The organism is Mesotoga sp. BH458_6_3_2_1 (genome assembly GCF_003664995.1).
In the GTDB taxonomy this organism is placed as follows: Bacteria; Thermotogota; Thermotogae; order Petrotogales; family Kosmotogaceae; genus Mesotoga.
The window spans coordinates 45,650-66,987 of record NZ_JFHL01000026.1 but is presented as its reverse complement, the minus strand read 5'-3'; the positions used below and the strand labels follow the sequence as shown (position 1 = coordinate 66,987).

Genomic DNA, 21,338 nt, shown 5'->3' with positions numbered 1-21,338 from the left:
TGGAAGCAAGAGTTTTTAAGATTCATCTGGTCAGAACTCTTAAATCTTTGGAGGGGAATCCATGAAACCAAAAATATCGATGCTATTTACAGCCATACTTGTTGCGTTTCTTATATCGCCACTTTCTGCAGCGAATCTTGAACCCATTGCAAAGCCCCCGATTATTGCAACGGCGATAGGCGACGGTGCAGCATCAGATGTTCTCGCTATAGTCTGTGAAATGCACGGAATTGATTACGAAAACATTCTTCAGTTGAAACCCGAAGACTTTACCGAGAGACTCGATTCGGAAAATGCGCCCGGAACTCTCATTATTGCCCCTGGTGCCATGGTCGAGGGAGATCTATATACCGTATGCGGTGTTGAGGAAATCGATGTAGGGCAGGAGATTTCCAGAATTGAGGACCTAATATCAATTGCCAAGAAGCGAGGAGTTCCTGTTGTAGCCATTCACATTGAAGGAGGCTTCACTTCTCCAGACAACGATCCGAGGCAGTCATTCGACTTGCTTATGCCCAAAGCCGACTACATAATCCTGGTATCGCCGGAAGGGCCGAGTGAGTATTTCTCCGCGCTCTCGGAGGAAACCGGAGTACAACTGATAGTTGTTTATAAGGCGGAAAGAATCGTAGATGCTCTTGAACTGTTATTCTCAATGGGTGGATCGTGATGCAATGCTTGAAAAATAGTCTACTGGATCAGTTTGAAATCGCTTTGATTAGCTCTGAATAGAGCTATATTTCTCATGAATCGATTTTTTGGGGGATTGAGTACAGAACGGGATTAAGTATACCGCGTTGTTCAATATTGGAGCAATGCGAATCACCCTTGGGATATTTCTCTTGCACAATAATGGTTCAGATTCGCCGAATGGGTATCGATAAAAATACAGCTTCTTTAGGTACTCTTAATTCTTCGTGAGTTGCTGCGGCTCATTGCTAACCTTTTTTCCAGTGATAGAATTGGCACGCGGGAGGAAGGCAAAACTACCCCGGAAAGGATGGTTATCTATGGATTCTGAAAAGCTTACGGAGCAGGAATGGCACAAAAAGCAAGCGATAGAAAACTTCAACCTCACATGGGACCTAATAGATAAGAAAGAAAGAACCGCAGAAGATGACCTTCTTATGATACATGCCTCTCATGCGTCTCGCTTCCACTGGGGAGTAGTGGGTACCCCGATCGAATTTGCAAGGGGTGAGTGGCAGGTGTCCAGAGTTTACTCTTTGCTCAACATGGCCGAGTCGGCATTGTATCACGGAGAGCTATCGCTGAAATATTGCACCGACAACGCGATAAGCGGTTTCGATCTTGCCTTTGGGTATGAAGCCGTTGCAAGAGCCTACATGATCGCAGGGAAACGCGACGCTACGGATGAGTTTATTAAACTAGCAAGAGAAGCGGCCGATCTCATTACCGACGAGCAGGACAAGAACTACTTTCTTTCGGAGTTGGTAAGCATCTCTCTAGCAGAAACCTAGAACCGCCCGACTGCGAATAATTCCAAACCAAATGCAGCGGTAATACAATAAGAAGGGCCCCTTTCGGGGCCCTTCATTCAGAAAGCAAGCTAATTGACTTCCTGCAGCGCTGCTTCTTCAATGTATTCAGCGAGTTCTACCAGATCTACTTTGTAGACTCCCCATCCTGCCTCATCAACTTCAAGGAAATCTATTCCTCGGATTGCATTCCTCTCGATGTATCCTACGCCTTCGGGAGAAGAACGGTAGAGAAGCGGCCCGGTCGTGTCAATCGGCAGGATTTTCCAGTTGTTTGTTGGAACTGGATCAACTTCACCTATATACTGTATGTACTTGATTATGGCTTCACGATTTATCTCGGTTGTCGCTAGAATTACGTTGTCTGCCACATGTGGGAAATTTCCTCCTCCGCTCCCTCTGTAGTTGTTTGTCACTACCAAGAATTCCATTGATTCATCAAGCGGATTGCCTTCAAAGGTCGCAGAAATCAGGCGCTGGCCAGCAGGTCTGGTTATGTCGTAAACATAATCAATTCCCTCGATTACGTCAAAGTTGTATTCCCTAAAATCGTAGTTGACTATATGCTGCGGCTCTGTAGACAACGGATCAATCTGATTGAAGTTGCTTGCGGCCGCCTCTAGCCAGTCTTTTATCTGCTCACCGTTTAGCTTTGCAACATAGACGGTATTTGGATATATGTAGATATCAGTGATCGATCCGATAGAAATATCGCCCTGTACGTGCGTAAAATACGATGGTCCCTGTCTGCCGGCAATGAATGGAGCAGCGGCGCTGAGAATTGGGAGCCATTCATATTCGGAACCGGCAAATTCACGCTCCGCCCACCACATTTGAGCTTCGTTTATGATCTGAGTGACAGGATTGTCCATTATTCTTGAGAAGTAAGACGTTATCTCTGTATCGGTCCAGCCGATGGGAGTTCTTACATACTCAATCGTCGCTTCGTGCTTCGGCCAAACGAGTTCAGCCAGAAGCGGATGGGTTTCGACATCGGCGTCTACTGGAACAAGAGCTGCCGAACCATCTAACACTTCCCACTCTCCCGTATTCCAGTCATAGGCGAGGTCGAGACTTATTACACCTAAGTGTGAACCCCAAGAACCCGGAAGTACAGTAGGAACACCGAAGATTAGGCCTTTGTCGTTATCGATGCTCTCGATGTCTGCGAAATCACCCGGAAAATGAGAATGTTGGTGACCAAGAATCATTGCGTCAATACCTTCGATCTGAGCGAGATAATAGGCGGCGTTCTCCTGAGCGTCATAACTGGTTATTTCATCTGTGGAGATTCCCGTGTGGGCAACTGCAATTACGAGATCTGCCTGATCTCTGAGGATAGGAATGTACTTTTCTGCTTGTTCGACAATGGCCTGTGTGAAGACGTTGCCTTCAAGATGACGTCTTCCCCAGCTCATAATCTGTGGCGGCGTGAACCCGATCACACCGATCTTGATCGGGATTCCGTCAACTTCTCGGTCGAGAATTACGTATGGGTCGGTCAAGAATCCCTTGGGATCATCTGCAAGCCTTATGTTTGATGACACCCAGGGAAAAACCGAATTGCTTTTCGCTCGTTCAAAAAATTCCAGGCCAAAGTCAGTAACATCGTGATTTCCGACAGAGACTGCGTCATATCCTATGTAGTTGTAGGCGCGAACGATGGTCTGGAAGTCGAATCCCTTAAGAGGATTCACATCGGCCTCGTAATCTCCGACAAGGCTTCCCTGAATGAAGTCACCTGTGTCGAAGAGCAGAGTGTTCGGATTGTCACTCCTAAACTTTTCAATTAGCGTGAAAACCTTTGCAAGACCTATACTTTCATTCGGCTTGTCCCCCATGTAGTCATAGGGCATTATGTATTGATGCATGTCTGTTGTACCCATTATGACAAGGCTATGGACAGACTTGCCAGCAGCGGAAAACAGCGCACTCGAAAAAGCTACCAGAATAAGCAGAACAAGCGACAGAACCTTTCTTCTTTCAGGCATCTAACCTCTCCTCCTTCACTATACTGGCTGCTTTCTACTATGTGAGTTAATGCAGCAACCGTTTTGGATTATTATTATACATCCAGACTTGATTGTAGGCAAAGAAGTACATTACCTGTTTTAGAGTCCTCTAGAATATTGGCAGGAAATAAAGAGTATTGCAGTGGTGAAGTCTTATAACACTTTCAACCAGGGTACGTTTAAGTCGCAGATCGTCGAGACTGCCGAGTCATAAAGTGCATTTGCTGCCTCTGAATATCCGCCAACAAATGCTCTCACCGCACCCATTCTCTTTAACCTGAGGAGTCCTTCAGTTAACATTGCCTTTCCCAGACCTCTCCTGTGGTACTCCGGTACAACCCCAACCGGCTCATAATATCCGGTTCTGGTGACGTCATCATACCATATTGTGCAGAAGCCGGCTATCTCGCCACCGGGAGCAACTGCGACAATATCTAAATCTCTCCTGTACAGGGGTTGTTTCTGGATATTGAGATACCATTCCCAGCCCTCGTACTCTTCGTCCGGCTCGGAAGGATGAAAGGCCCTCCAGGAGGCCCAGCTTCTGGAAGGTAGTTCTTCTGGATTTCCAAGAGAGCGTATCTCGAAACCTTTAGAGATCGAGACTTCTGCAAGTTGACCTTTCAAGTCTCGTCGATGCTGATGTTCTGGCCAAGCTACTTGCGAATAACCTCTTCTCTTCAAAATCTCTATCCTTCTTCTGTCCTGAGAATCGGCGAACACCAAGAGTCTCTTAACTCCGTCTTTCTCACTAAAAAGATGCTTCTCCGAGACTTCAAGCATCTCTTCTTCCAGCTCTTCGCAGTCAAAAGACGGATGCACCTGAGAATGGACCTCGCCGAACCCCTCACAGTTGACGGCCGCTACAATCTTCTTATTGCCGTCTTCCCAAAATATTATATGCTCATTCAGTGAATAGACTTTCAAACAGTTCTCCATCACATGCCAACGCCAGTAGTCGAGTCTAGCAACATGCCAGGAGTACTCGCGCAGTCCGTTGGCCCTAAAAACTTTCCTAAGGAACTCTCTCAGCTTCCAATAATCCTCTTCATTCTCATATCTCCGCATTCTGTAATCCATTTTCATCTCTCCACCACATCAATTTCCAACGTCAATTCTACTATTTCATAGCTGAAACCGGGCTGATTTATGGGCCCGGCGACTTTGGCTTAATGAGGTGTAAACTTGTCCCTATTCCTGCAAGCGGTACTTCCATACGCGTCCGCTGCCTTGAGAGAAGAGAATACCGTTTCGGGCGTCACCTAAACCAGTTCGTTATTAATCGTCTCGCCTTCTGCGGAGCATTTCCTATCTTTGAATTGCTGAGTTGACTTTTATAATGCAAAAGTGATAGCATTGTTTGAAGTGAGAAAACGTGATGCACGTTTGTGCAAAGAAGTGGAGGAGTTTTGGTGAACGGACTGAAGAGAAGACTGAATAGATTGCTATGTGGCGAATCGTTCATTCTTGCAGCGGCTGATCACGGGCAATTTGCAGGTGTGCCTGAAGGGCTGGAAGACATAGAAAGTTATGTTCGGGAGGTTGAGAAGCTGGATGTGGACGGTATCATTCTCAATCCCGGGATAGCCTCTCTCGTTGATGAATTCGACTGTCGTAAGTCTCTTATAGTGAGAGTTACTCATGCCGGTTCGGCGCTTTCCGGCGATATTGAAAATACAAAGTATTTTCTGGAACCCGAGGAGGCGCTTCGAATGGGAGCAGACGGAGTAATTGTCATGGGAATTGTAGGCCAGAAATGTGATTCCGAGGCATTGCACGGTCTTAGCAAAGCGATTTGGGAGTATCGAAGATATGGAATTCCTGTGATTGCAGAGATGCTGCCATACAGGAAAGAGGAGTATTTCTCCAAGAAAGTGATTGCAGATATCTCAAGAATAGGAGCCGAACTTGGTGCGAATATAGTGAAAACAAACATCACGGATGATTATGAGTATGTAATCAAATCCTGTCCCGTTCCAGTAATCATAGCCGGTGGTGAAAAGACCAAGGACTTTTTCGCCTCTCTTGAGGAAGCAGCGGCCGCGGGAGCTGCAGGTGCAGCCATTGGAAGAAACCTTTATTTGGATACGGATAGGCCCAGCTTCGTCAAGAGAGCAAGAGAGGTATTCAAACGGAGGTAAGGAGATGAAGACAGATGAAGTTAGTCTCGCTTACAGAGCCGCAGAAATGTACTATGTTAATGAGATGAACCAGGAGCAAATCGCCTCGGAACTTGGGATTTCTCGGTCAAAGGTCTCTAGACTGCTTACAAGTGCCAGGAAACTTGGAATGGTAAAGATCGAACTCGTAGAACCGGACTCATTTGACCTTAGCGCACTCGAGGAAGAGCTCTGCAGAAAATTCTCAATTAGAGAAGCACATATCGTTGCATCTGTAGAAGGAACAGAAAAGGAAATCAAACAGAGAATTTCACTATCCTTTCAAAACAACATCTTGAAAATAATCGAAGGGAAGAAATCCGTTGGCCTAGGCTGGGGAACCACTGTTTATGAGGCAGTAATGAGTCTTCCTAACAAATTGGGGCAGCTTCCCGATACGAAGATCATTCCTCTTCTCGGAGGTCTTGGTCAGTCGGAAAAAACATATCAGATCAACAATATTGTTGAGAAGATGGCGAACTCTCTGGGTGCGACACCGGTATTTCTTTCCGCTCCGGCAATCGTCAACAATGCCGAACAGCTTAATATGATGACTCAAGTGGGGTCAGTTCAGAATGTCGTGAATGAATGGGCTCATCTTGAAGCCGTGATCTTTGGTTTGGGTGCCCCCGCCGGTATGTCTGCGGTACTGGATTCAAACCTTCCCGGAGAAATCATCCTCGAGCTTGTTCGAAAGCACGCGGTGGGCGATATCGTTTCGAGATTTCTAAACAAGGACGGAGATATCATCTGTAGAAATATCGAAGATATCTTACTGGGTATACCCTTCTACGAATTGCTGAAAGTGCCTGAAAAGATATGTTTAAGCGCTGGAGAGCATAAAGCCGACGGAATCCGCGCTGCTCTCTCCAGGGGATATATAACTACATTATTTACTGACATCAGGACTGCCCAGAGACTGGTTGCCTAACAGGAGGTTTGTGTATGAAAGCAGTGATGTACGAAGGAATTGGAAAGCTCTCAATCAGAGACGTCGAGAAGCCAAAGATCGGGGAAGACGGAATCCTTGTGAAGATTATGTATTCATTCATTTGTTCTACTGATATAAAGACCTTCAAACAGGGCCATCCTATGATAAAACCTCCTACTATTCTCGGTCACGAATGCTCGGGAAGGATTGTGGAAGTTGGATCGAAGGTGGAGGGTTTCGAAGTCGGAGAATGTGTTGCGGTGGCTCCTTTCGTAAACTGTGGGGAATGTGAACAGTGCATTGGCGGGAATCCCGAGGGTTGTAGAAATAGGAGTTTTCCAAGTAACGGCGCTATGACTGAATATCTTTCCGTAGACATGAGTTATGCGAGGAAAGGTGTTTGGAAAGTATCTGAATCGCAAATTAAGGAAGCTGCTCTCGCCGAACCGATGGCCTGCGCGTTGACTTCGTGCAGAAACATGAAGCTTCAGCCGGGGGAATCTGTTCTAGTCGTAGGTGCAGGTATCATGGGAATGCTAAATGCAACGGCTCTGAGAGACATCTACGGTCAGATCGTAAAGATAGTCGATACAAGAGAAGACAGACTGAAGTTCGCGGAAGAGATGGGTTTTTCCACCTCCCTTGAAGCTTCGGGTAAGTTCAACTCAATTGTTCTTACAGCACCAATTCCAGAACTGATAGATAGATACCTACCGATGGTCAAGCTGTTCGGCAATATCGTTTTGTTCGGCGGCTATCCAAAAGGGATAAAGGCATCTTTCGATCCCAACATAATACATTACAACGGAATTAGAATGACTGGAACCACGGGCTTCGCGCCAAAAGACTTCGCGGCCGCAACTTCGCTAATGAATAGCGGTCAGCTCCTTCTAACACCTTTCACAAATAGAATCTACGAGTTCTCGGATTTTGAGGAAGCCTTCAATGATGCTGTCGAAGGCAGATCAATAAAAGTCGGAATAAAGGTTGGTGAGTGAGTTGTTTGGCAAGAAAAACAGACTATCTAGGATTTTCAACAAGTCTGGAAAATCGATCATGTTAGCGCTAGATCACGGAATGGCCCTTGGCCCAATGCAGGGTATTGAGAGACCGGGCGAAGTTCTGAAAAAACTAACGCCATATACTGATTCCATCATGCTTAATAAGGGAATCCTGCAGAATTGCTACGTTCCCGATGGACATGTAGGAATAGTTCTCAGGATAAGTGGTGCGGCAACCATTGTAGGTGAAGATCTTACTAGGGAAAGCATTACCACCACCGTGACGGAAGCTCTAAGACTTTCGGCAGACGCCGTTGCTACTTCCATCTATGTTGGAACTCCGAATGAACACTCGACAATTAGGGAGCTTTCGCTTCTTTGTGATGAATGTGAGACCTACGGGCTTCCGGTTCTAGCTGTAACAGCGATTGGCAAGGATAGAGAAAGGAAGACAGATCCCAGATACCTTGCGTTGGCCGTAAGAGTAGCGGCAGAAATGGGCGCAGACATCATCAAGACCTACTACTGTGATGAGAATTTCGAGAAGGTAGTGGAAGCGAGCGCAGGAGTTCCGATAGTTATTGCAGGAGGTCCGAAGATGGATTCAGTTCTAGACGTCCTGAAGATCGCCGAAAATGCGGTAAAGGCTGGGGCTCTTGGGGTTGACATGGGGAGAAATGTCTGGCAGCATGAAAAACCCGTTGAAATGCTGTTGGCACTGAAGGAAGTTGTAAATGAAGGGGTCAATGCGGAAGAAGCTCACTCAAAGCATTTCGGGAGAAAGTAATGAAGATTGTTGAGATGATCTCGATCAGGAAGGAATTCCCCGGGGTCGTCGCTCTTGACAATATTGACTTTGCTCTCGAAGAAGGCGAGATTCATGGACTTGTTGGTGAAAACGGGGCAGGGAAGTCTACCCTCATTAACGTACTAGCGGGTGTCTTTCAGCAGAGTTCCGGAGAAATGAGAATTTTTGGAGAACCTGTGCGATTGAGCAGCCCATCCGACGCCTTGAGGAGGGGAATTGGAGTTGTCTATCAGGATACAGTTCTTGATCCTTACTTCACTTCGGAGGAGAACATCTGGCTTGGGCGGGAGCCGTCCAAGCTATCTGTGCTTAAGGGGAAGAAGACAAGATCCGACACTAAAGAACTATGTGAAGAATTCGGAATTGAAGTTCCCCTTCGCGTCCCAGTCGGAACTCTCAGTGTAGCCAAGCAGAAGATGGTAGAGATTCTCAGGGCCCTTAGCATGAATTCAAAGGTGCTGGTGCTTGATGAGCCGACTGCCTCCATAACTCAGAGTGATACGGACAACCTTTTCAAGATTCTCAGGAATCTCAAAAAGGTCGGTATCAGCGTGATCTTCGTTTCTCATCATCTCGACGAAGTATTTAATCTATGCGATCGAATCACTGTTCTCAGAAACGGCCACTACGAAGGGACTTATGCTTCTTCGGAACTTTCTACAAGAAGCCTGATCAAGTTGATGACGCACAGGGATTTAACTGATCAATACCCAAAACAGGAGTACAAAGCAGAAGAGAAAGTTCTTAGAGTATCCAATCTCAATTCAGTGAAACTGGGCTTGAAGGATATTTCTTTTGAAGTGAAAAAGGGAGAAATAGTAGGGTTCTTCGGAATGGTCGGCTCGGGTCGGACAGAACTTATGAAATCGATATTTGGAGCCGGTGAAATCGACGGCGGAGAGATACTCATTGAGAACCAACCTGCAAAGATTTCGAATCCATCAAGGGCAATGAAGACCGGAATCTATCTTTGCCCAGAGGATCGCAGGAGAGAGGGACTGGTGCAGGACATGTCGGTTGTCGACAATCTCTCCATTCCTTTTTTGGGAACCCTTACGAAGTTTGGCGTCATCTACTCAAAGATAGCCAATTCAAAGGCAAAAAAGCTCTCCAAAGATCTGGAGATAAAGACTCCTTCACTGAAGACTATCGTATCCAATTTGAGCGGTGGAAATCAGCAGAAAGTCGTGCTTGGGAAGTGGCTAATGGGACCAAAGTCTAGAGTCTTTATTTTCGATGAACCTACACAGGGAATCGATGTGGGGGCGAAGACGGAGTTCTACAAAATCATGCAGGACATAGCCAGTAAAGGTTGCGGAGTGATATTTGTTTCTTCGGATATCAGGGAACTTATTGGTGTTGCAGACAGAATATACGTAATGCGACTTGGGAAAATCACTGCCGAATTTGAACGCGAAGAGTTCGATCAGAGCGTAATTCTCGAGAATGCACTGAGCGATACAGTTTCAACGGGGAGTGGGAATTGTGAATAAAGCTGGACAACTTTTCCAGAAGTACGGAACGATACTGGCCCTGATCGGGATTGTCGTCTTTTTCTCGGTTATGACTGATACCTTTCTTACTTCTAGAAACCTAATAAACATACTTTCTCATATTTCAATGTTGACCATAATAGCAACGGGAATGACCGTGTGTATGATTCCAGGGGATTTCGACATGTCTATTGCCTCAGTTGCGAGTCTCGCAGGTGTGATAGCGACTTCTCTTATTCTCAGCGGGTTTGGAGTTGTTGGTTCAATAGTTATAACAGTTGGTATGGGGGCGCTCTTTGGTGTGGTCGCCGGCATCTTGATAACCACCTTGAAGATATCCGCATTCATAGCAACTCTTGCTCTTGGAACCATCGCGACGGGCATAAACTTCATGTTCACGAGAGGTCAGGAAGTATACGGGATCTTCCCCGATTCATTTCTGATGATAGCACAAGGCAGAGTGATAGGAATTCCTATTCAGGTTTTCATAATGGCTGCGGTCGTTCTCGTTTTCGCCTTCGTTATGGAGAAGACCAAGATGGGTAAATGGATGTATTCAATAGGGGGAAGTGTGAAGGCTTCATTCCTCTCGGGAATCAATGTCAGGCTGCTGCGTGTCGTGGGAATGATAATCTCGGGAGCTCTCGCGGCCTTCACCGGATGCATCCTTGCTTCGAGACTGGGGTCGGGGCAACCTACGGCTGGAGATGCGTACTTGATGGACGCAATTGCAGCTTCATTTTTGGGGATGACCGCCATAAAAGTGGGCAGACCCAACGTTTTGGGAACATTCGTCGGCGCTCTGATAATTGGAGTGATAAACAACGGTCTCGTAATTATGGGAGTGTCATATTTCTTTCAATACATCGCCAAAGGAGCAATCATAATTCTAGCGGTTGCATTGACATCGTTCAAGAACGCTGAGAGCTTCTAGGCAATCATCTGGAGGTGTTGCAAGTATGAAAAAGGCAGTTTTAATTCTCGCAATTGTTCTTGCTGTTTCAATTGGTGTAAGTGTGGAAATCGGATTCGTTGCGGCCAATCTTTCTGCGGTAACCCAGGCAACGATCGCCGAGAACCTTGAGGCGATCTCCAAAGATAATGGCTGGACGATCTATGTTTCAAATTCTGCCGGATCATGGGAAACAATGAACAATCTAGTTGAGAACTATGTTTCTAAGAAAGTCGATCTAATTGTGATTGCAATGGGTCAAGCAAGTTCACTGACATCATCGTTGACTGCCGCAAAGGAAGCGGGGATTCCAGTTATTGGAATCGATTCCGAGTACAGTGATCTTCTGACTGCCGACATTCTAACAAACAACTGGGAAATGGGTGCTAAGATCGCCACATATCTTGTGGACAGACTAAATCACAAAGGGAACATAATTGTATTTAAATTTGATCAGTTCTACGGGACTCGTTTCAGAGGAAAAGCAATCGATATGGTCCTTTCGGAAGAGCCAAACATAAATGTACTGGAAGTCCACCATCTTCCCCCTGCAGGTTTCGTCGAAGACGCCCAGAGAACCATGGAGTCTTATCTGCTCAAATACGGAGACAAAATCGATGCAGTATGGTGCGCGTGGGATGATCCTGCATATGCAGTATCTCTAGCGATCAGGGCAGCGGGTTACAGCCAGGACGATATGTTTGTTGTAGGTATTGATGGGAGCGATAGAAACATAGAGATGATAGCTGCGAACAACACTGCCGTTGTCGCCACGATTCTTCAGCCGTTTGGAGACTCGGCGCTAATAGCGGCCGATCTTATCAACAAAATAGTTGTAGAAGGAAAGAGTCCCGAGGAAGTTATCGGCACCGTCAGGGTAATATACATGGACGCCCCGCTGATTATCTCAGCGAACGCTCAGGAGTACATCAAGTAAGGGTTTTCACAACGTGTAGGTAAAAGTAGTAAAGGGAGTCTGCCGCGACATTATTAAACATGGTGATATTCTCATTCGTAAGTAGCGAACTGTCTGAGCAGACTCCCTTGCCTAATTAATGTCTTCCAACGTTATCATCATTGGAAGACTTTCAAGGAGCGGTTATTAAAGATGAATTCAAGTGTGCTTTTCGCAGGATATGATATTGGAACGACTTCGAGCAAGGTTTCTATTTTAGATGCTGAAGGTCATGTTATCTCAAATGCCAAGGTGAACCATCCTCAAGAGTTCTCGATAGATGGTTTTCCCGAACAGGATGCTAATAACTGGTGGGAAGACTTCAAGAAATTGACTTCGATTGTTGGCAAAGAGATTTCGCTTTCGAGAATAGAAGCGATCGGACTGAGTTCAATGTGTCCATGTGTGCTTCCCGTTTCAGATGAGGGAATTCCATTGAGAAAGTCTCTCATGTACGGAATAGACCAGCGTGCTTCGAAAGAGGTAGGACTTCTCAATGAATCCTTCAACCGCGAAAGAAACAGATCTATCTATACGAATTACTCCAGTCAGTCAATTCTCCCTAAGCTTCTCTGGTTAAGAGAGAACCAGTCTGCCGTTTTCAAGAGTACTTCGCGAATCCTTACTGCGAACGGCTACATTGGATTTAAGCTTACACAGTCATTCGTAATGGATTATTTCTCAGCTTCGGCCGGGAATCTGATCGATCTAAATAGCCTTGAGCTCTTCAAAGAGCCTTTTGATCGTTTCGATCTAGCGACGAGTCTCTTCCCGGAAATAAGATGGGCACTGGAGCCAATTGGTAATTTAACTCGTAGCGCCTCGCTGGAAACAGGACTGAGAGAGGGAATAACGATATTTACGGGAACTGGTGATGCTTGCGCGGATGCAATTACAAATGCCTGCATTGAGCCCGGTAGCGTTTCGGTTTCTCTTGGAGGAACATCGATATTCATCCAGTCTCTGGAGAAACCGGTATGGTCTCCAGATCTATTTGTTGAAACCGGTGCAACTCCCGGTTCCTTTACCATAGGAGGTGCAACGAGCTGTGGGGGCCTCCTGACAGACTGGATAGTTGAGCGATTGTTTGGTCTCAAGGGATCGGAAAAAGAGGTTCTTTTGAGGGATTTCGACGTTAAGAAGTATAGACCTTCAAATCTCATTCTTCTGCCCTTCTTTGGGGGAGCCCGGACACCCTTCAACGATCCAGGGGCAAAGGGTATCTTCTTCGGCCTTTCTATGGAAACGGACAGGGAGAATATTCTCTCTGCGTTGTTTGAATCCATAGCAATTGACATCAGCATGATAAGCGATGAGATAAAGAGGACGGCACTTGAACCAGGCCAAATCTGTGCCTCTGGAGGAGGAACCAGGAGCGAGGTTCTCCTCGGGCTGATTGCCACCGTGCTCGATCGTGAGCTCTTGGTTTGTCCGCAGGAATACGATTCTGCTAGCGGTGCCGGACTGATTGCTTTGTCGGCGTTTTCGGAATCGAGTCTCTCGGAAGTTATAGACAAAATCAAAGAGAGATATGTAATTGTCGAACCCTGGAACGAATTCAGAGAATACATTTTCGAAAGGAAGGAAGCCTTCAAGGAGCTGTACAACTGCAATCGAGATCTCTTTTTGAAGAGATGAAGTTTCTTTGAGAAAGAAGAAGAATATTATAGATGAGGAAATCAGCCGGGGATAACCCCCGGCTTGATTATTTGCTGAGAGATTAACAGGGATGAGGCTTCAAAGAAAGATTGCGCCAGTTTTCTGTATATCATAAGTCTTTAGAAGCAAAGTCTTTCAAGGGAGTTGGCGGTCATGAAATTGGGATTTTCCCTAATCTTAATTTGGCTTGGAATTTGCAGGATTTCGCTTCAAAAAAGGTTGAAAGAATATCGCCCATTCAGGATGCATAGATCCGAAAGATTAGGAAACGACGTCTTGAATCTACGTGGGTCTGATCTTTTTCTTGTGAGGAGCACCTGGTGCTATAATTTTGGTGTGAGGCGTTCTAGATGAACTCTTTCTTCGACTATGAAGTATTTGTTTGAAGGAGGTGTTGTGAAGTGATTTACTACGTAGATGACAGCGCAAAGCCGACCGGAGAACATGAAATTCATACTGAGTACTGCGATAGGCTCAAGGAAGTGGAATCGAAGAGAAGGCTTGGAGATTTCGTTAACTGCTTCGGGGCCCTTCAGAAAGCGAGAGAGATATACCCAAATGTCGACGGTTGCGTTCATTGTTGCAGTGAATGCCATAAGGGCTGAAGCATCTTCATAAACTCTAGATTAGTGGTCGCTCGTAAGGAATAAATACATCTTTCTTGCCGATTCGTCTAGCCGGCGTATTCGCTCTTTTCTGTTAATTCTTCCGGCCGCGGGGCATTTTGTTTATTGTCCACTTCGCAGTCTATTATGAGATGACGTCCTGAGACGGTAAATCGTATTTCCTTTCAAAGCAGTGCATTCTTCACGGATGCTATAATCATTCGTAATTGATGTTTCTTACCCGCAAATATTGGAGAAGAGAGTGGTGGAATGGACAGAGTTGTTATCGTTGGCAATGTCGATGTCGATATAGTAGCGGGTCCGATTGAAAACTGGCCTGAGTGGGGAACGGAGATAGGCGTCGATAATGTCGATATTCGTATAGGCGGGCAGGCGGCCAACACGGCTGTCGTGCTTGCCGACCTCGGAGTACCGGTGGAAATAGTCACTGTAGCAGGAAATGATCTCTTCGGGAAGGCCTTAGAGAGAAGATTCATTGAAATGGGAATTTCTGTTGAAGGGCTTGACCTTATCGAGGGCAAGACTCCGCATACAGTTGCGATAACTCATACAAACAGTGAGAGAAGCTTTTTGAGCGACGAGTCTGTCATGCGTTTCATGGATATTGACTTTGTGAGTAGTAAGCTTGCTAAGGTAAGAGGCGCTCATATTCTATTCTGTGGTATCAATGTTCTTAACGGTTTGAGAAGGGGAAACCTGAAAGCACTTCTGGAATCTCTCAATGAGGATAACGTTATCTACATGGATCCGGGATGGCCTCCCGACGGCTGGAAGTCATTCAGACCTCAGATAAGAAGTCTGCTGGATTCACTAGACTGGTTCCTACCCAACGAAGCCGAATTGATTGCGGTGACACAGGAAACTCCGATTTCCAGAGCCGTAGAAAGCTTTCAGAGAGACTTCGGTAGTAATGCGATGGTGAAGATGGGCTCTGAAGGTTCGCTCATGATCTCTAGAGAGAGTTCAAAAGAGTATTCGACTGAAATTTCAGAAAATATTGTGGATACAATTGGAGCCGGGGATTCCTTCAATGCCGGGTTCATCTATTCGGCGGCCGTCAAAGGGAGTTATGATGTCGACCTTGCCCACAGGATCGCCAGAGACTGGATCGAGGGAAGATACAGGGAAAAGATTTCCTTGTAGGTTTCTCTGATTAGTTTTCGCGGTTTTTTGGAAGTATACTGTCTATTTATGAACAAGGGGATGAGGAGAGTGTTTCTTAAAGAAGGTCAAAGAGTGCTCTTTCAAGGGGATAGCGTAACTGATACTGATAGAGACAGAGATGACTTCTTTTCTCTTGGGGACGGTTATCCTGCAATTATCTCCGGACTGGTGGGTTCTGCGCTTCCGGAACTGAGAATCGAGTTTCTGAACAGGGGTGTTGGAGGAGATAGAGTACGGGATCTTCGCCGACGCTGGGAAGTTGATTGCCTTGATCTCTCTCCTGACTGGGTTTCGATACTTGTGGGTATAAACGACTGCTGGCGCCTCTACGACAGCAACGATAGAACGGAGCCGGAGAGCTTTGAAAACGACTACAGGTATCTGCTGGAATCGGTCAGCTCAAAGGGAGCATCTGTGATAATAATGGAACCCTTTTTCCTTCCAGTCTTCTCAGGGATGGAGAGATGGACTGAAGATCTTGGACCGAAGATCCAGATAATCAGGAGAATTGCGAGGGAATTTGGAGCAAATTTTGTTCCGCTCGATGGAATTTTTGCTGCTGCAGCTGCGAGACGTGAGGCGGAATTCTGGGCCGAAGACGGTGTTCACCCAACTCCCGAGGGCCACGCCCTGATTGCCCGCCACTGGCTTCAGGCAATGAATATCATTCTTTGATTAGGGTAGTTAACCTCAAATTGTCGGCTCGATGCTGTAGTCCACAAGGTGATCGTAGTATTCGCGATTCCTTACATATTCCGAACGGTAAATGATACTTCTTTCATCTAATGCGTGATCTATTGCTAGAATGCCGTCGAGATGGTCTATCTCATGCTGAAGCAGTTCCGATCTTGCCTGATCGACCCCCTTCCACTCGTGTTCGATTCCCCTTTCATCTTCATACACGACATCCATCGAAAGGCTTCTTTCGAGCCTAATGAGCAGATGTGGAAATGACATGCAGTCATCCCACATTGTGAATGTAGCCCTACTGCGGTCGACTATTCTCGGGTTTGCAATTACAAGACTTCCTTGACCTAGATTGAGCGCAACCATTCTCTTAAGAATGCCGATTTGCGGGGCTGAAATTCCGCGGCCGAAGCCATTCTCTTTTCTGAATTCATCAAGGGCCTGTTTGAGCATGACGATCTGGCCTATCGTCTCTTGACTTCGAAAGTCAGTAACGGTAGAGGATTTTTCGCGGAGCAACGGATTTCCAAGAAGCAACACTTCACTCGTAATCATCAACCTCCGAAAGCTCTTTGGCCCTTTTCAAGAGGTTTGCAAGAGCCGCTGCCGTTCCTAGGGGAAAGAGCAAAGTTCCGGTCTCCAGAGAGCCGGCGACAACCTCTCCCCCTGAGGAGATTATATCTTCAAGTGCTATCTTGCGCTCAAGACTTTCGCAGAGCAATTCCTCCGGTATGGCAATTAAAGCGCTGACCTCTTCAGGGTCGAGTTCGAAGGGAGTGTCATCTATGAAATGCGCATTAAAGCAGGCTATGAAGTAAGGCTCTTTCTCGGGTAAGTCCTTTCGTCGATCAATCATTTCGTAAATCATTCTGGGGGCGGGTGATGTAAGCTCGATCGTGTCAACAACGCTTCCATCTGATTGTACTATATACGTTTTGGCTGAATGGATTATTTCGACGTTCTTTCCAGTCTCTTCGACTGATTCGCGTTTTGCTGCCTGGATGAAACCCTCGCCTTCTTCACAGTGGCCGCCGATTCCAGCGAAAAACCTTTCTCCGGGCTCTGTTCGGTGTTTCCTTCCAGAAACCTGAAAGAGGTAAAGGCCCCGGTCTTCTAGAATCAGTCCAGTACCCTTTTCGGAATTATCTGGAACCAAACTGTTGATATTCATAGTATTCTTTCCTTCATTACTTGATTGTCGAGACAATCATCTATTTATTTAAAGAGGCTATGTTCTACATGTCCGAAGACCACTGTCGCTGGTCTACAGACAACGTAATGGTCTTTAGCCGCCGGATCGATCCCTATTCAAATTCTTTATAACGGAATCGGCAGCCAGCTTTCCCGTAAGGATGCTTATCGGTACACCTGCAGGGCTATAAGCCCACTGGCCGGCCTGAAGAACATCCGGTATTTTCGTTTTAACCGAACTGTTTACCTTCATCATACTGGCTACTACTGGTATCGGTTCCTCGAAAGACCATCCTACGATCGAGCCTTCAGAGCTGCCGGAGTAACTCTCTATTGAAAGCGGACTGCTGGAGAATGAAAAGAGGATCCTGTCTTTCAAAATCGGGTAGATTGAATTAGATAGAACTTCGATTATTCTCTTTTCTAGCTCTTCTTTCAGCTCTCCGTACCAGCCGGACTCATACGCTTTCTTCACTATATCGTATTCGAAGAGTGTGCTTACAATCAGACCGGTCTTTCCTTGTGGGGCTAGGTCTCTGTCCTTGAGAACGGGGATCGAAATCTCGTAGGTGCTCAGCTTGCAAAACCTGTCCAGCCAGCTCAAGACTTCTTCTTTTGAATTGACAGACCAGTTCTCTAGAACGGACTTCATTTCGCTGCGATGAGTCTCGCCAAGGCCTTTCTTTGAGGGGGTATAGAAGAAGTGCCCGCTGGAGATCGCTTCAAATTTCTCAGGCACTTCGTCGACCGCGATGAAGACGCTGAAGATAGAATCGGTCCCGTGTTTCTTCGATATCTCGGATCTGAATGCGTTGACCGTTTCCGTTGCGGTCTCGTGCAGGCCGTCTGTTTTTACAATGGAGTAGAGCCTCTTTAGGTCGGCAGCCCACACGAGTTTCCTGTACTTATAAGATTTTCCATTGCTATCCACGATTACTTTTTTCCCGGCATGGATCTCGGTCACTTCCCTACCCGTCTCGATTTCCCCACCGAACTGGACTATCTTTTCTCTTACGCGTTCCGCCATAGTTCCAACTCCACCCTTCGGATAGAAGTAATCCTGATAAAGGTAGAAATAACTCATGGCGAAAAAAGTTGGTGTGTTCTTGAAGAAGTGCTGATCAATGATGTCTCTTAAAGAGCTGTCTTGGACAATCTCCTCGAGGAATTCCTCGACCGGCATCCTGAATTTTCCAATTCTTCGGAGGGTGAAAATGAACTTGAACAGCCAGGGCAGGTACACTTTGACAAAATACGACTTGTTATTCTTGAAGTCCATGAAGAGTGGATTATCGACTCCGTAGAGAATTTCCATGTCCTTCATGATTCTCTTTATGAATGAAACGACTCTCTCGATTTCATCCTCGCTTCCAGGATACATCTTTCTAAGGAGATCTGAATACTCCTTCAAACTTTCCTTCGAGGTCACGCGTATAACGCTGTCTTCAATCCCCACAGATACAGGACTCTTGACTCTTTCGATTTCAATCCCAAGCTCCCTCAGCATGGGGAGAATAATTCCCGCGCTTTCGAGCGCCCTCACACCGCCGTCAAAGAGGAAGCCATCTCTCCAAAAGGAGTTGATCGGGCCGCCACACTTCTCGTTCTTCTCCAACAAGAGGACTTTGGCTCCGTGCTTTGCAATATATGCGGCACTGGTCATTCCGGCTATTCCGCCGCCAACTATTATCGCGTCATAGATTTCCGTCATCGATGCCCCCCATTCGTAGGCTTTCCTGCCAGAGTTTTTTAGCTATTTCCATGTCTAGTGCGGGAGGGGCGGGAATCTCTTCTGTGGTTAGATTGAAGAACCTTCCACCGATATCCTGGAGATCACCGGAAACACCTAGATAGTAAAGGGCTTCTGCCGAGATTTCCGGTGAGCGTGAGAATCTGTCGACAACATTTCTCTTATACCATTTGTAGAACGCCCCATTTTCCTTTCCCGTACCCGTCTTGACTGCACCGGGGTGCATAGCGTTTATTGTGACGCCGCTTCCTTCGAAGTATTGATCGAGAATAAGCATACTAAGCAGCTGGCAAGTCTTTGCAGAGCCGTAGGCCTTAAGGCCACTGTAACGTCTCTTCTGCCAGTTGAGGTCCTCCGTTTCTATTCCCCAGACGGCAAAGCGATGGCCTTCCGAATTCACCATCAGAATGCGGCCCTTTCCCCGAGCTTTCATCTTCTCTCTAATTAGATAGTCTATGACGAATGACGAGAGATAATTGACTACGAAAGTCGTTTCGAAGCCTTCCTTTGTAAGTTCTTTGCGCTTCAGAAAGACTCCCGCGTTGTGTATCAAGACATCTATCGTATCTCCCATAGCAGAGAGCTCTTTACCGACTCTCAAGCTATCGTCTAGACTGCTGAAGTCGGCTATCATATATGAACATTCAACGCCGAAGTCGCGTTTGAGTTCGTCGCAAAGACTTTCCGATTTTTCCCTGTTTCGATTTATGGAAAGAATCCTCGCCCCGTGGCTAGCATACTTCCTGCAAGTGTAGTATCCAATACCCGATGTGCCTCCGGTAATGACCATTAGGCGATCCTCAAAATTATCATTGCAGATCTTTGGATCAGACTTGTTGTTCTTCATCATCGCTCGGATGTTGGACCACTTGTATTGCTTCCAGTATTTGCGGACGGGGCTCTTGCCTCTCTCCATATGCAGCACCTACCCGAAGTGTTTTCTCATGAAACGCCTGTAAGGCTTTCTGAATGAGGGTATGTTGTCGAAGATATCACCCCATAGGTCATAGTAATCTCTTTGCTCTCTTATCTTTCCCTCTTCGCTAAGAGAGAGACGGCTCGCACCATAAATCACGGAAGTCCTAGTCTTTTTGAAAAGTATAGTCATTTCCCATTCAACAAAGACCACGTTGTCTTCCTTAATTACTCTAAGAACAGTCATTTTCAGCTCTTTAGATCTCTCGGCAAGTCTTTCCGTCATCTTCTTGAATTCTTCGATTCCCCGGATTTCCTGGATCGTGTCTTTAAAAAGAATGTTGTCGTCGTAGTATGGAAGAATGTGGGACCAGTCAGGTTTCCCTTCTGTGTTGTAAGTCTTTGACCATAGTTCTCGAATTTGATCGGCACTCTCTATACAAAAACCATCCATAATCACAACTCCCTAAGACAGTAAGTAGAACAAACCACCAGAGTTCTGTATTCCCTAAGGTGATTAGTCCAACATAGAGAACATCATAAGCAAATCGTATCACAGCGACTCTTACTAAGCAATATTTGGAAGATAACAAAATAGCAATCTTTGATTCTTCCTGACACCCTGTGAACAAAATGTTTGAAAGGATACAGAAACAATGCCGTTGAAAAACTTCTTTCTAGTGCAAACTTGAGAAGCCAAGAGCGGCATGATAGGAGCTACGAACGAGAGGACCAGATGCGACGAAGGAAAAGCCTCTCTCCAAAGCGAAGATTCTGTAGCTTTCAAACTGTTCCGGCGTAATGTACTCCACTACCGGAAGGTGTTTATGAGACGGCTGCAGATACTGACCAATAGTCAACATTCTGCACCCTGCGCCAATCAGGTCATCTATAACAGACTTAACCTCGTCTTCGTCCTCACCCAGGCCCACCATTATCCCGGACTTCGTAATTATCGAAGAATCAATTTCCTTTACTCTCCTCAAGAGACCGATAGAACGTTCGTAGGTTGCTCCGGGCCTTACAGAAACGTACAGGGAAGGTACGGTCTCTACATTGTGATTCAACACGTCCGGATGCTCTCTAACGATTCTTTCGAGAGCCTTCCAGTTACCATTTAGGTCAGGGATAAGTAGCTCGGTCGTCGTATCTGGACAGTTCTTCCTCAATTCACGGACTACATCGACGAAGTGAGAAGCGCCACCATCGTCAAGATCGTCCCTGGTAACCGAGGTGATTACAGCATGCCTCAATTTGAGAACATGAACGGCGCGAGAAATGTTCTCCGGCTCCTTTGGATCTGGAGAGCCTGGTATTCCCTTTGAGACTGCACAGAATCGACAGTTCCTTGTGCAGACATTTCCAAGTATCATGAATGTAGCGGTTCTGGATGCAAAACACTCTCCTATATTTGGACATTTCGCCTCTTCACACACAGTATTAAGACGCAGGCTTCTCAACATGACCTTTATTTCGCTCAGCCTGCTCCGGTCGGCATTGAGTTTTTTCTTAAGCCAGTCTGGTTTCTCCTTCACT

General features: G+C 46.2%; 21 protein-coding genes. 13 read left to right on the top strand and 8 right to left on the bottom strand.

Annotated features, from left to right (window positions below; all coding sequences use genetic code 11):
• Positions 1–61 precede the first annotated feature (61 nt).
• Positions 62–670: a DUF6305 family protein gene (locus tag Y697_RS11980; protein ID WP_121551867.1), complete on the top strand. Its 609-nt coding sequence runs from the start codon at positions 62–64 to the stop codon at positions 668–670.
• A 340-nt stretch (positions 671–1,010) separates the two neighbouring features.
• Entirely contained in the window at positions 1,011–1,481 is a 471-nt protein-coding gene (locus Y697_RS11975) for a hypothetical protein (protein WP_121551866.1), read from the top strand.
• Between the two features lie 89 nt (positions 1,482–1,570).
• On the opposite strand, the gene Y697_RS11970 is transcribed toward Y697_RS11975, so the two are convergent.
• Both Y697_RS11970 and Y697_RS11965 read right to left on the bottom strand, forming a co-directional pair.
• Positions 1,571–3,490 (bottom strand): bifunctional 2',3'-cyclic-nucleotide 2'-phosphodiesterase/3'-nucleotidase, encoded by a 1,920-nt coding sequence (locus Y697_RS11970; RefSeq protein WP_121551864.1) that lies wholly within the window; start codon positions 3,488–3,490, stop codon positions 1,571–1,573.
• Between the two features lie 174 nt (positions 3,491–3,664).
• Entirely contained in the window at positions 3,665–4,591 is a 927-nt protein-coding gene (locus Y697_RS11965; protein ID WP_121551862.1) for a GNAT family N-acetyltransferase, read from the bottom strand.
• Positions 4,592–4,923: 332 nt separating this feature from the next.
• Here Y697_RS11965 and Y697_RS11960 point away from each other — a divergent pair, with 332 nt between their 5' ends.
• The 11 genes from Y697_RS11960 (at position 4,924) to Y697_RS11910 (ending at position 15,934) form a co-directional block, all read left to right on the top strand.
• Entirely contained in the window at positions 4,924–5,652 is a 729-nt protein-coding gene (locus Y697_RS11960) for a class I fructose-bisphosphate aldolase (protein ID WP_183083808.1), read from the top strand.
• 4 nt (positions 5,653–5,656) lie between these two features.
• On the top strand, positions 5,657–6,601 hold the full coding sequence (locus Y697_RS11955; protein WP_121551859.1) for a sugar-binding transcriptional regulator: 945 nt from the start codon (positions 5,657–5,659) through the stop codon (positions 6,599–6,601).
• A 14-nt stretch (positions 6,602–6,615) separates the two neighbouring features.
• Positions 6,616–7,599: an alcohol dehydrogenase catalytic domain-containing protein gene (locus Y697_RS11950; RefSeq protein WP_121551857.1), complete on the top strand. Its 984-nt coding sequence runs from the start codon at positions 6,616–6,618 to the stop codon at positions 7,597–7,599.
• Positions 7,592–8,389, top strand: a complete 798-nt coding sequence (gene lsrF / locus Y697_RS11945) for a 3-hydroxy-5-phosphonooxypentane-2,4-dione thiolase (RefSeq protein WP_220665749.1) — start codon at positions 7,592–7,594, stop codon at positions 8,387–8,389. Before Y697_RS11950 ends, lsrF begins: the two co-directional genes overlap by 8 nt.
• A complete protein-coding gene (locus Y697_RS11940) occupies positions 8,389–9,903 on the top strand; it encodes a sugar ABC transporter ATP-binding protein (RefSeq protein ID WP_121551853.1) in 1,515 nt (504 codons plus the stop codon). Before lsrF ends, Y697_RS11940 begins: the two co-directional genes overlap by 1 nt.
• Entirely contained in the window at positions 9,896–10,837 is a 942-nt protein-coding gene (locus Y697_RS11935) for an ABC transporter permease (RefSeq protein ID WP_121551851.1), read from the top strand. Before Y697_RS11940 ends, Y697_RS11935 begins: the two co-directional genes overlap by 8 nt.
• Positions 10,838–10,862: 25 nt before the next feature.
• Positions 10,863–11,792, top strand: a complete 930-nt coding sequence (locus tag Y697_RS11930) for a sugar ABC transporter substrate-binding protein (protein WP_121551849.1) — start codon at positions 10,863–10,865, stop codon at positions 11,790–11,792.
• A 171-nt stretch (positions 11,793–11,963) separates the two neighbouring features.
• A complete protein-coding gene (locus Y697_RS11925) occupies positions 11,964–13,448 on the top strand; it encodes an FGGY-family carbohydrate kinase (protein WP_121551847.1) in 1,485 nt (494 codons plus the stop codon).
• Positions 13,449–13,870: 422 nt separating this feature from the next.
• Positions 13,871–14,074, top strand: coding sequence for a hypothetical protein (locus tag Y697_RS11920; protein WP_121551845.1), 204 nt, complete (start codon positions 13,871–13,873; stop codon positions 14,072–14,074).
• Positions 14,075–14,344: 270 nt separating this feature from the next.
• Positions 14,345–15,238: a carbohydrate kinase family protein gene (locus tag Y697_RS11915; RefSeq protein WP_121551844.1), complete on the top strand. Its 894-nt coding sequence runs from the start codon at positions 14,345–14,347 to the stop codon at positions 15,236–15,238.
• 69 nt (positions 15,239–15,307) lie between these two features.
• Positions 15,308–15,934, top strand: coding sequence for an SGNH/GDSL hydrolase family protein (locus Y697_RS11910; RefSeq protein WP_183083806.1), 627 nt, complete (start codon positions 15,308–15,310; stop codon positions 15,932–15,934).
• Between the two features lie 15 nt (positions 15,935–15,949).
• Here the strand turns inward: Y697_RS11910 and Y697_RS11905 are convergent, their stop codons facing one another.
• The 6 genes from Y697_RS11905 to lipA form a co-directional block, all read right to left on the bottom strand.
• On the bottom strand, positions 15,950–16,501 hold the full coding sequence (locus Y697_RS11905; RefSeq protein ID WP_121551842.1) for a peptide deformylase: 552 nt from the start codon (positions 16,499–16,501) through the stop codon (positions 15,950–15,952).
• Positions 16,488–17,117, bottom strand: coding sequence for an NUDIX hydrolase (locus Y697_RS11900; protein WP_121551840.1), 630 nt, complete (start codon positions 17,115–17,117; stop codon positions 16,488–16,490). The genes Y697_RS11905 and Y697_RS11900 overlap by 14 nt, the downstream gene beginning before the upstream one ends.
• Before the next feature lie 114 nt (positions 17,118–17,231).
• Positions 17,232–18,848 (bottom strand): NAD(P)/FAD-dependent oxidoreductase, encoded by a 1,617-nt coding sequence (locus Y697_RS11895; RefSeq protein ID WP_121551838.1) that lies wholly within the window; start codon positions 18,846–18,848, stop codon positions 17,232–17,234.
• Complete coding sequence (locus Y697_RS11890) at positions 18,832–19,803, bottom strand: SDR family NAD(P)-dependent oxidoreductase (protein WP_121551836.1); 972 nt, start codon at positions 19,801–19,803, stop codon at positions 18,832–18,834. Before Y697_RS11890 ends, Y697_RS11895 begins: the two co-directional genes overlap by 17 nt.
• Before the next feature lie 9 nt (positions 19,804–19,812).
• A complete protein-coding gene (locus tag Y697_RS11885; RefSeq protein ID WP_121551834.1) occupies positions 19,813–20,256 on the bottom strand; it encodes a nuclear transport factor 2 family protein in 444 nt (147 codons plus the stop codon).
• 223 nt (positions 20,257–20,479) lie between these two features.
• On the bottom strand, positions 20,480–21,337 hold the full coding sequence (gene lipA / locus Y697_RS11880) for a lipoyl synthase (protein WP_121551832.1): 858 nt from the start codon (positions 21,335–21,337) through the stop codon (positions 20,480–20,482).
• Position 21,338: the final 1 nt, after the last annotated feature.

Bases quoted from the DNA above. Each gene is read 5' to 3' on its own strand.
- Y697_RS11980 (WP_121551867.1), top strand. From the start codon at position 62: ATGAAACCAAAAATATCGATGCTATTTACAGCCATACTTGTTGCGTTT.
- Y697_RS11965 (WP_121551862.1), bottom strand. From the start codon at position 4,591: ATGGATTACAGAATGCGGAGATATGAGAATGAAGAGGATTATTGGAAG.
- Y697_RS11890 (WP_121551836.1), bottom strand. From the start codon at position 19,803: ATGGAGAGAGGCAAGAGCCCCGTCCGCAAATACTGGAAGCAATACAAG.
- Y697_RS11905 (WP_121551842.1), bottom strand. From the start codon at position 16,501: ATGATTACGAGTGAAGTGTTGCTTCTTGGAAATCCGTTGCTCCGCGAA.
- Y697_RS11970 (WP_121551864.1), bottom strand. From the start codon at position 3,490: ATGCCTGAAAGAAGAAAGGTTCTGTCGCTTGTTCTGCTTATTCTGGTA.
- Y697_RS11955 (WP_121551859.1), top strand. From the start codon at position 5,657: ATGAAGACAGATGAAGTTAGTCTCGCTTACAGAGCCGCAGAAATGTAC.
- Y697_RS11940 (WP_121551853.1), top strand. From the start codon at position 8,389: ATGAAGATTGTTGAGATGATCTCGATCAGGAAGGAATTCCCCGGGGTC.
- Y697_RS11900 (WP_121551840.1), bottom strand. From the start codon at position 17,117: ATGAATATCAACAGTTTGGTTCCAGATAATTCCGAAAAGGGTACTGGA.
- Y697_RS11975 (WP_121551866.1), top strand. From the start codon at position 1,011: ATGGATTCTGAAAAGCTTACGGAGCAGGAATGGCACAAAAAGCAAGCG.
- Y697_RS11915 (WP_121551844.1), top strand. From the start codon at position 14,345: ATGGACAGAGTTGTTATCGTTGGCAATGTCGATGTCGATATAGTAGCG.
- Y697_RS11885 (WP_121551834.1), bottom strand. From the start codon at position 20,256: ATGGATGGTTTTTGTATAGAGAGTGCCGATCAAATTCGAGAACTATGG.
- Y697_RS11925 (WP_121551847.1), top strand. From the start codon at position 11,964: ATGAATTCAAGTGTGCTTTTCGCAGGATATGATATTGGAACGACTTCG.
- Y697_RS11950 (WP_121551857.1), top strand. From the start codon at position 6,616: ATGAAAGCAGTGATGTACGAAGGAATTGGAAAGCTCTCAATCAGAGAC.
- Y697_RS11895 (WP_121551838.1), bottom strand. From the start codon at position 18,848: ATGACGGAAATCTATGACGCGATAATAGTTGGCGGCGGAATAGCCGGA.
- Y697_RS11930 (WP_121551849.1), top strand. From the start codon at position 10,863: ATGAAAAAGGCAGTTTTAATTCTCGCAATTGTTCTTGCTGTTTCAATT.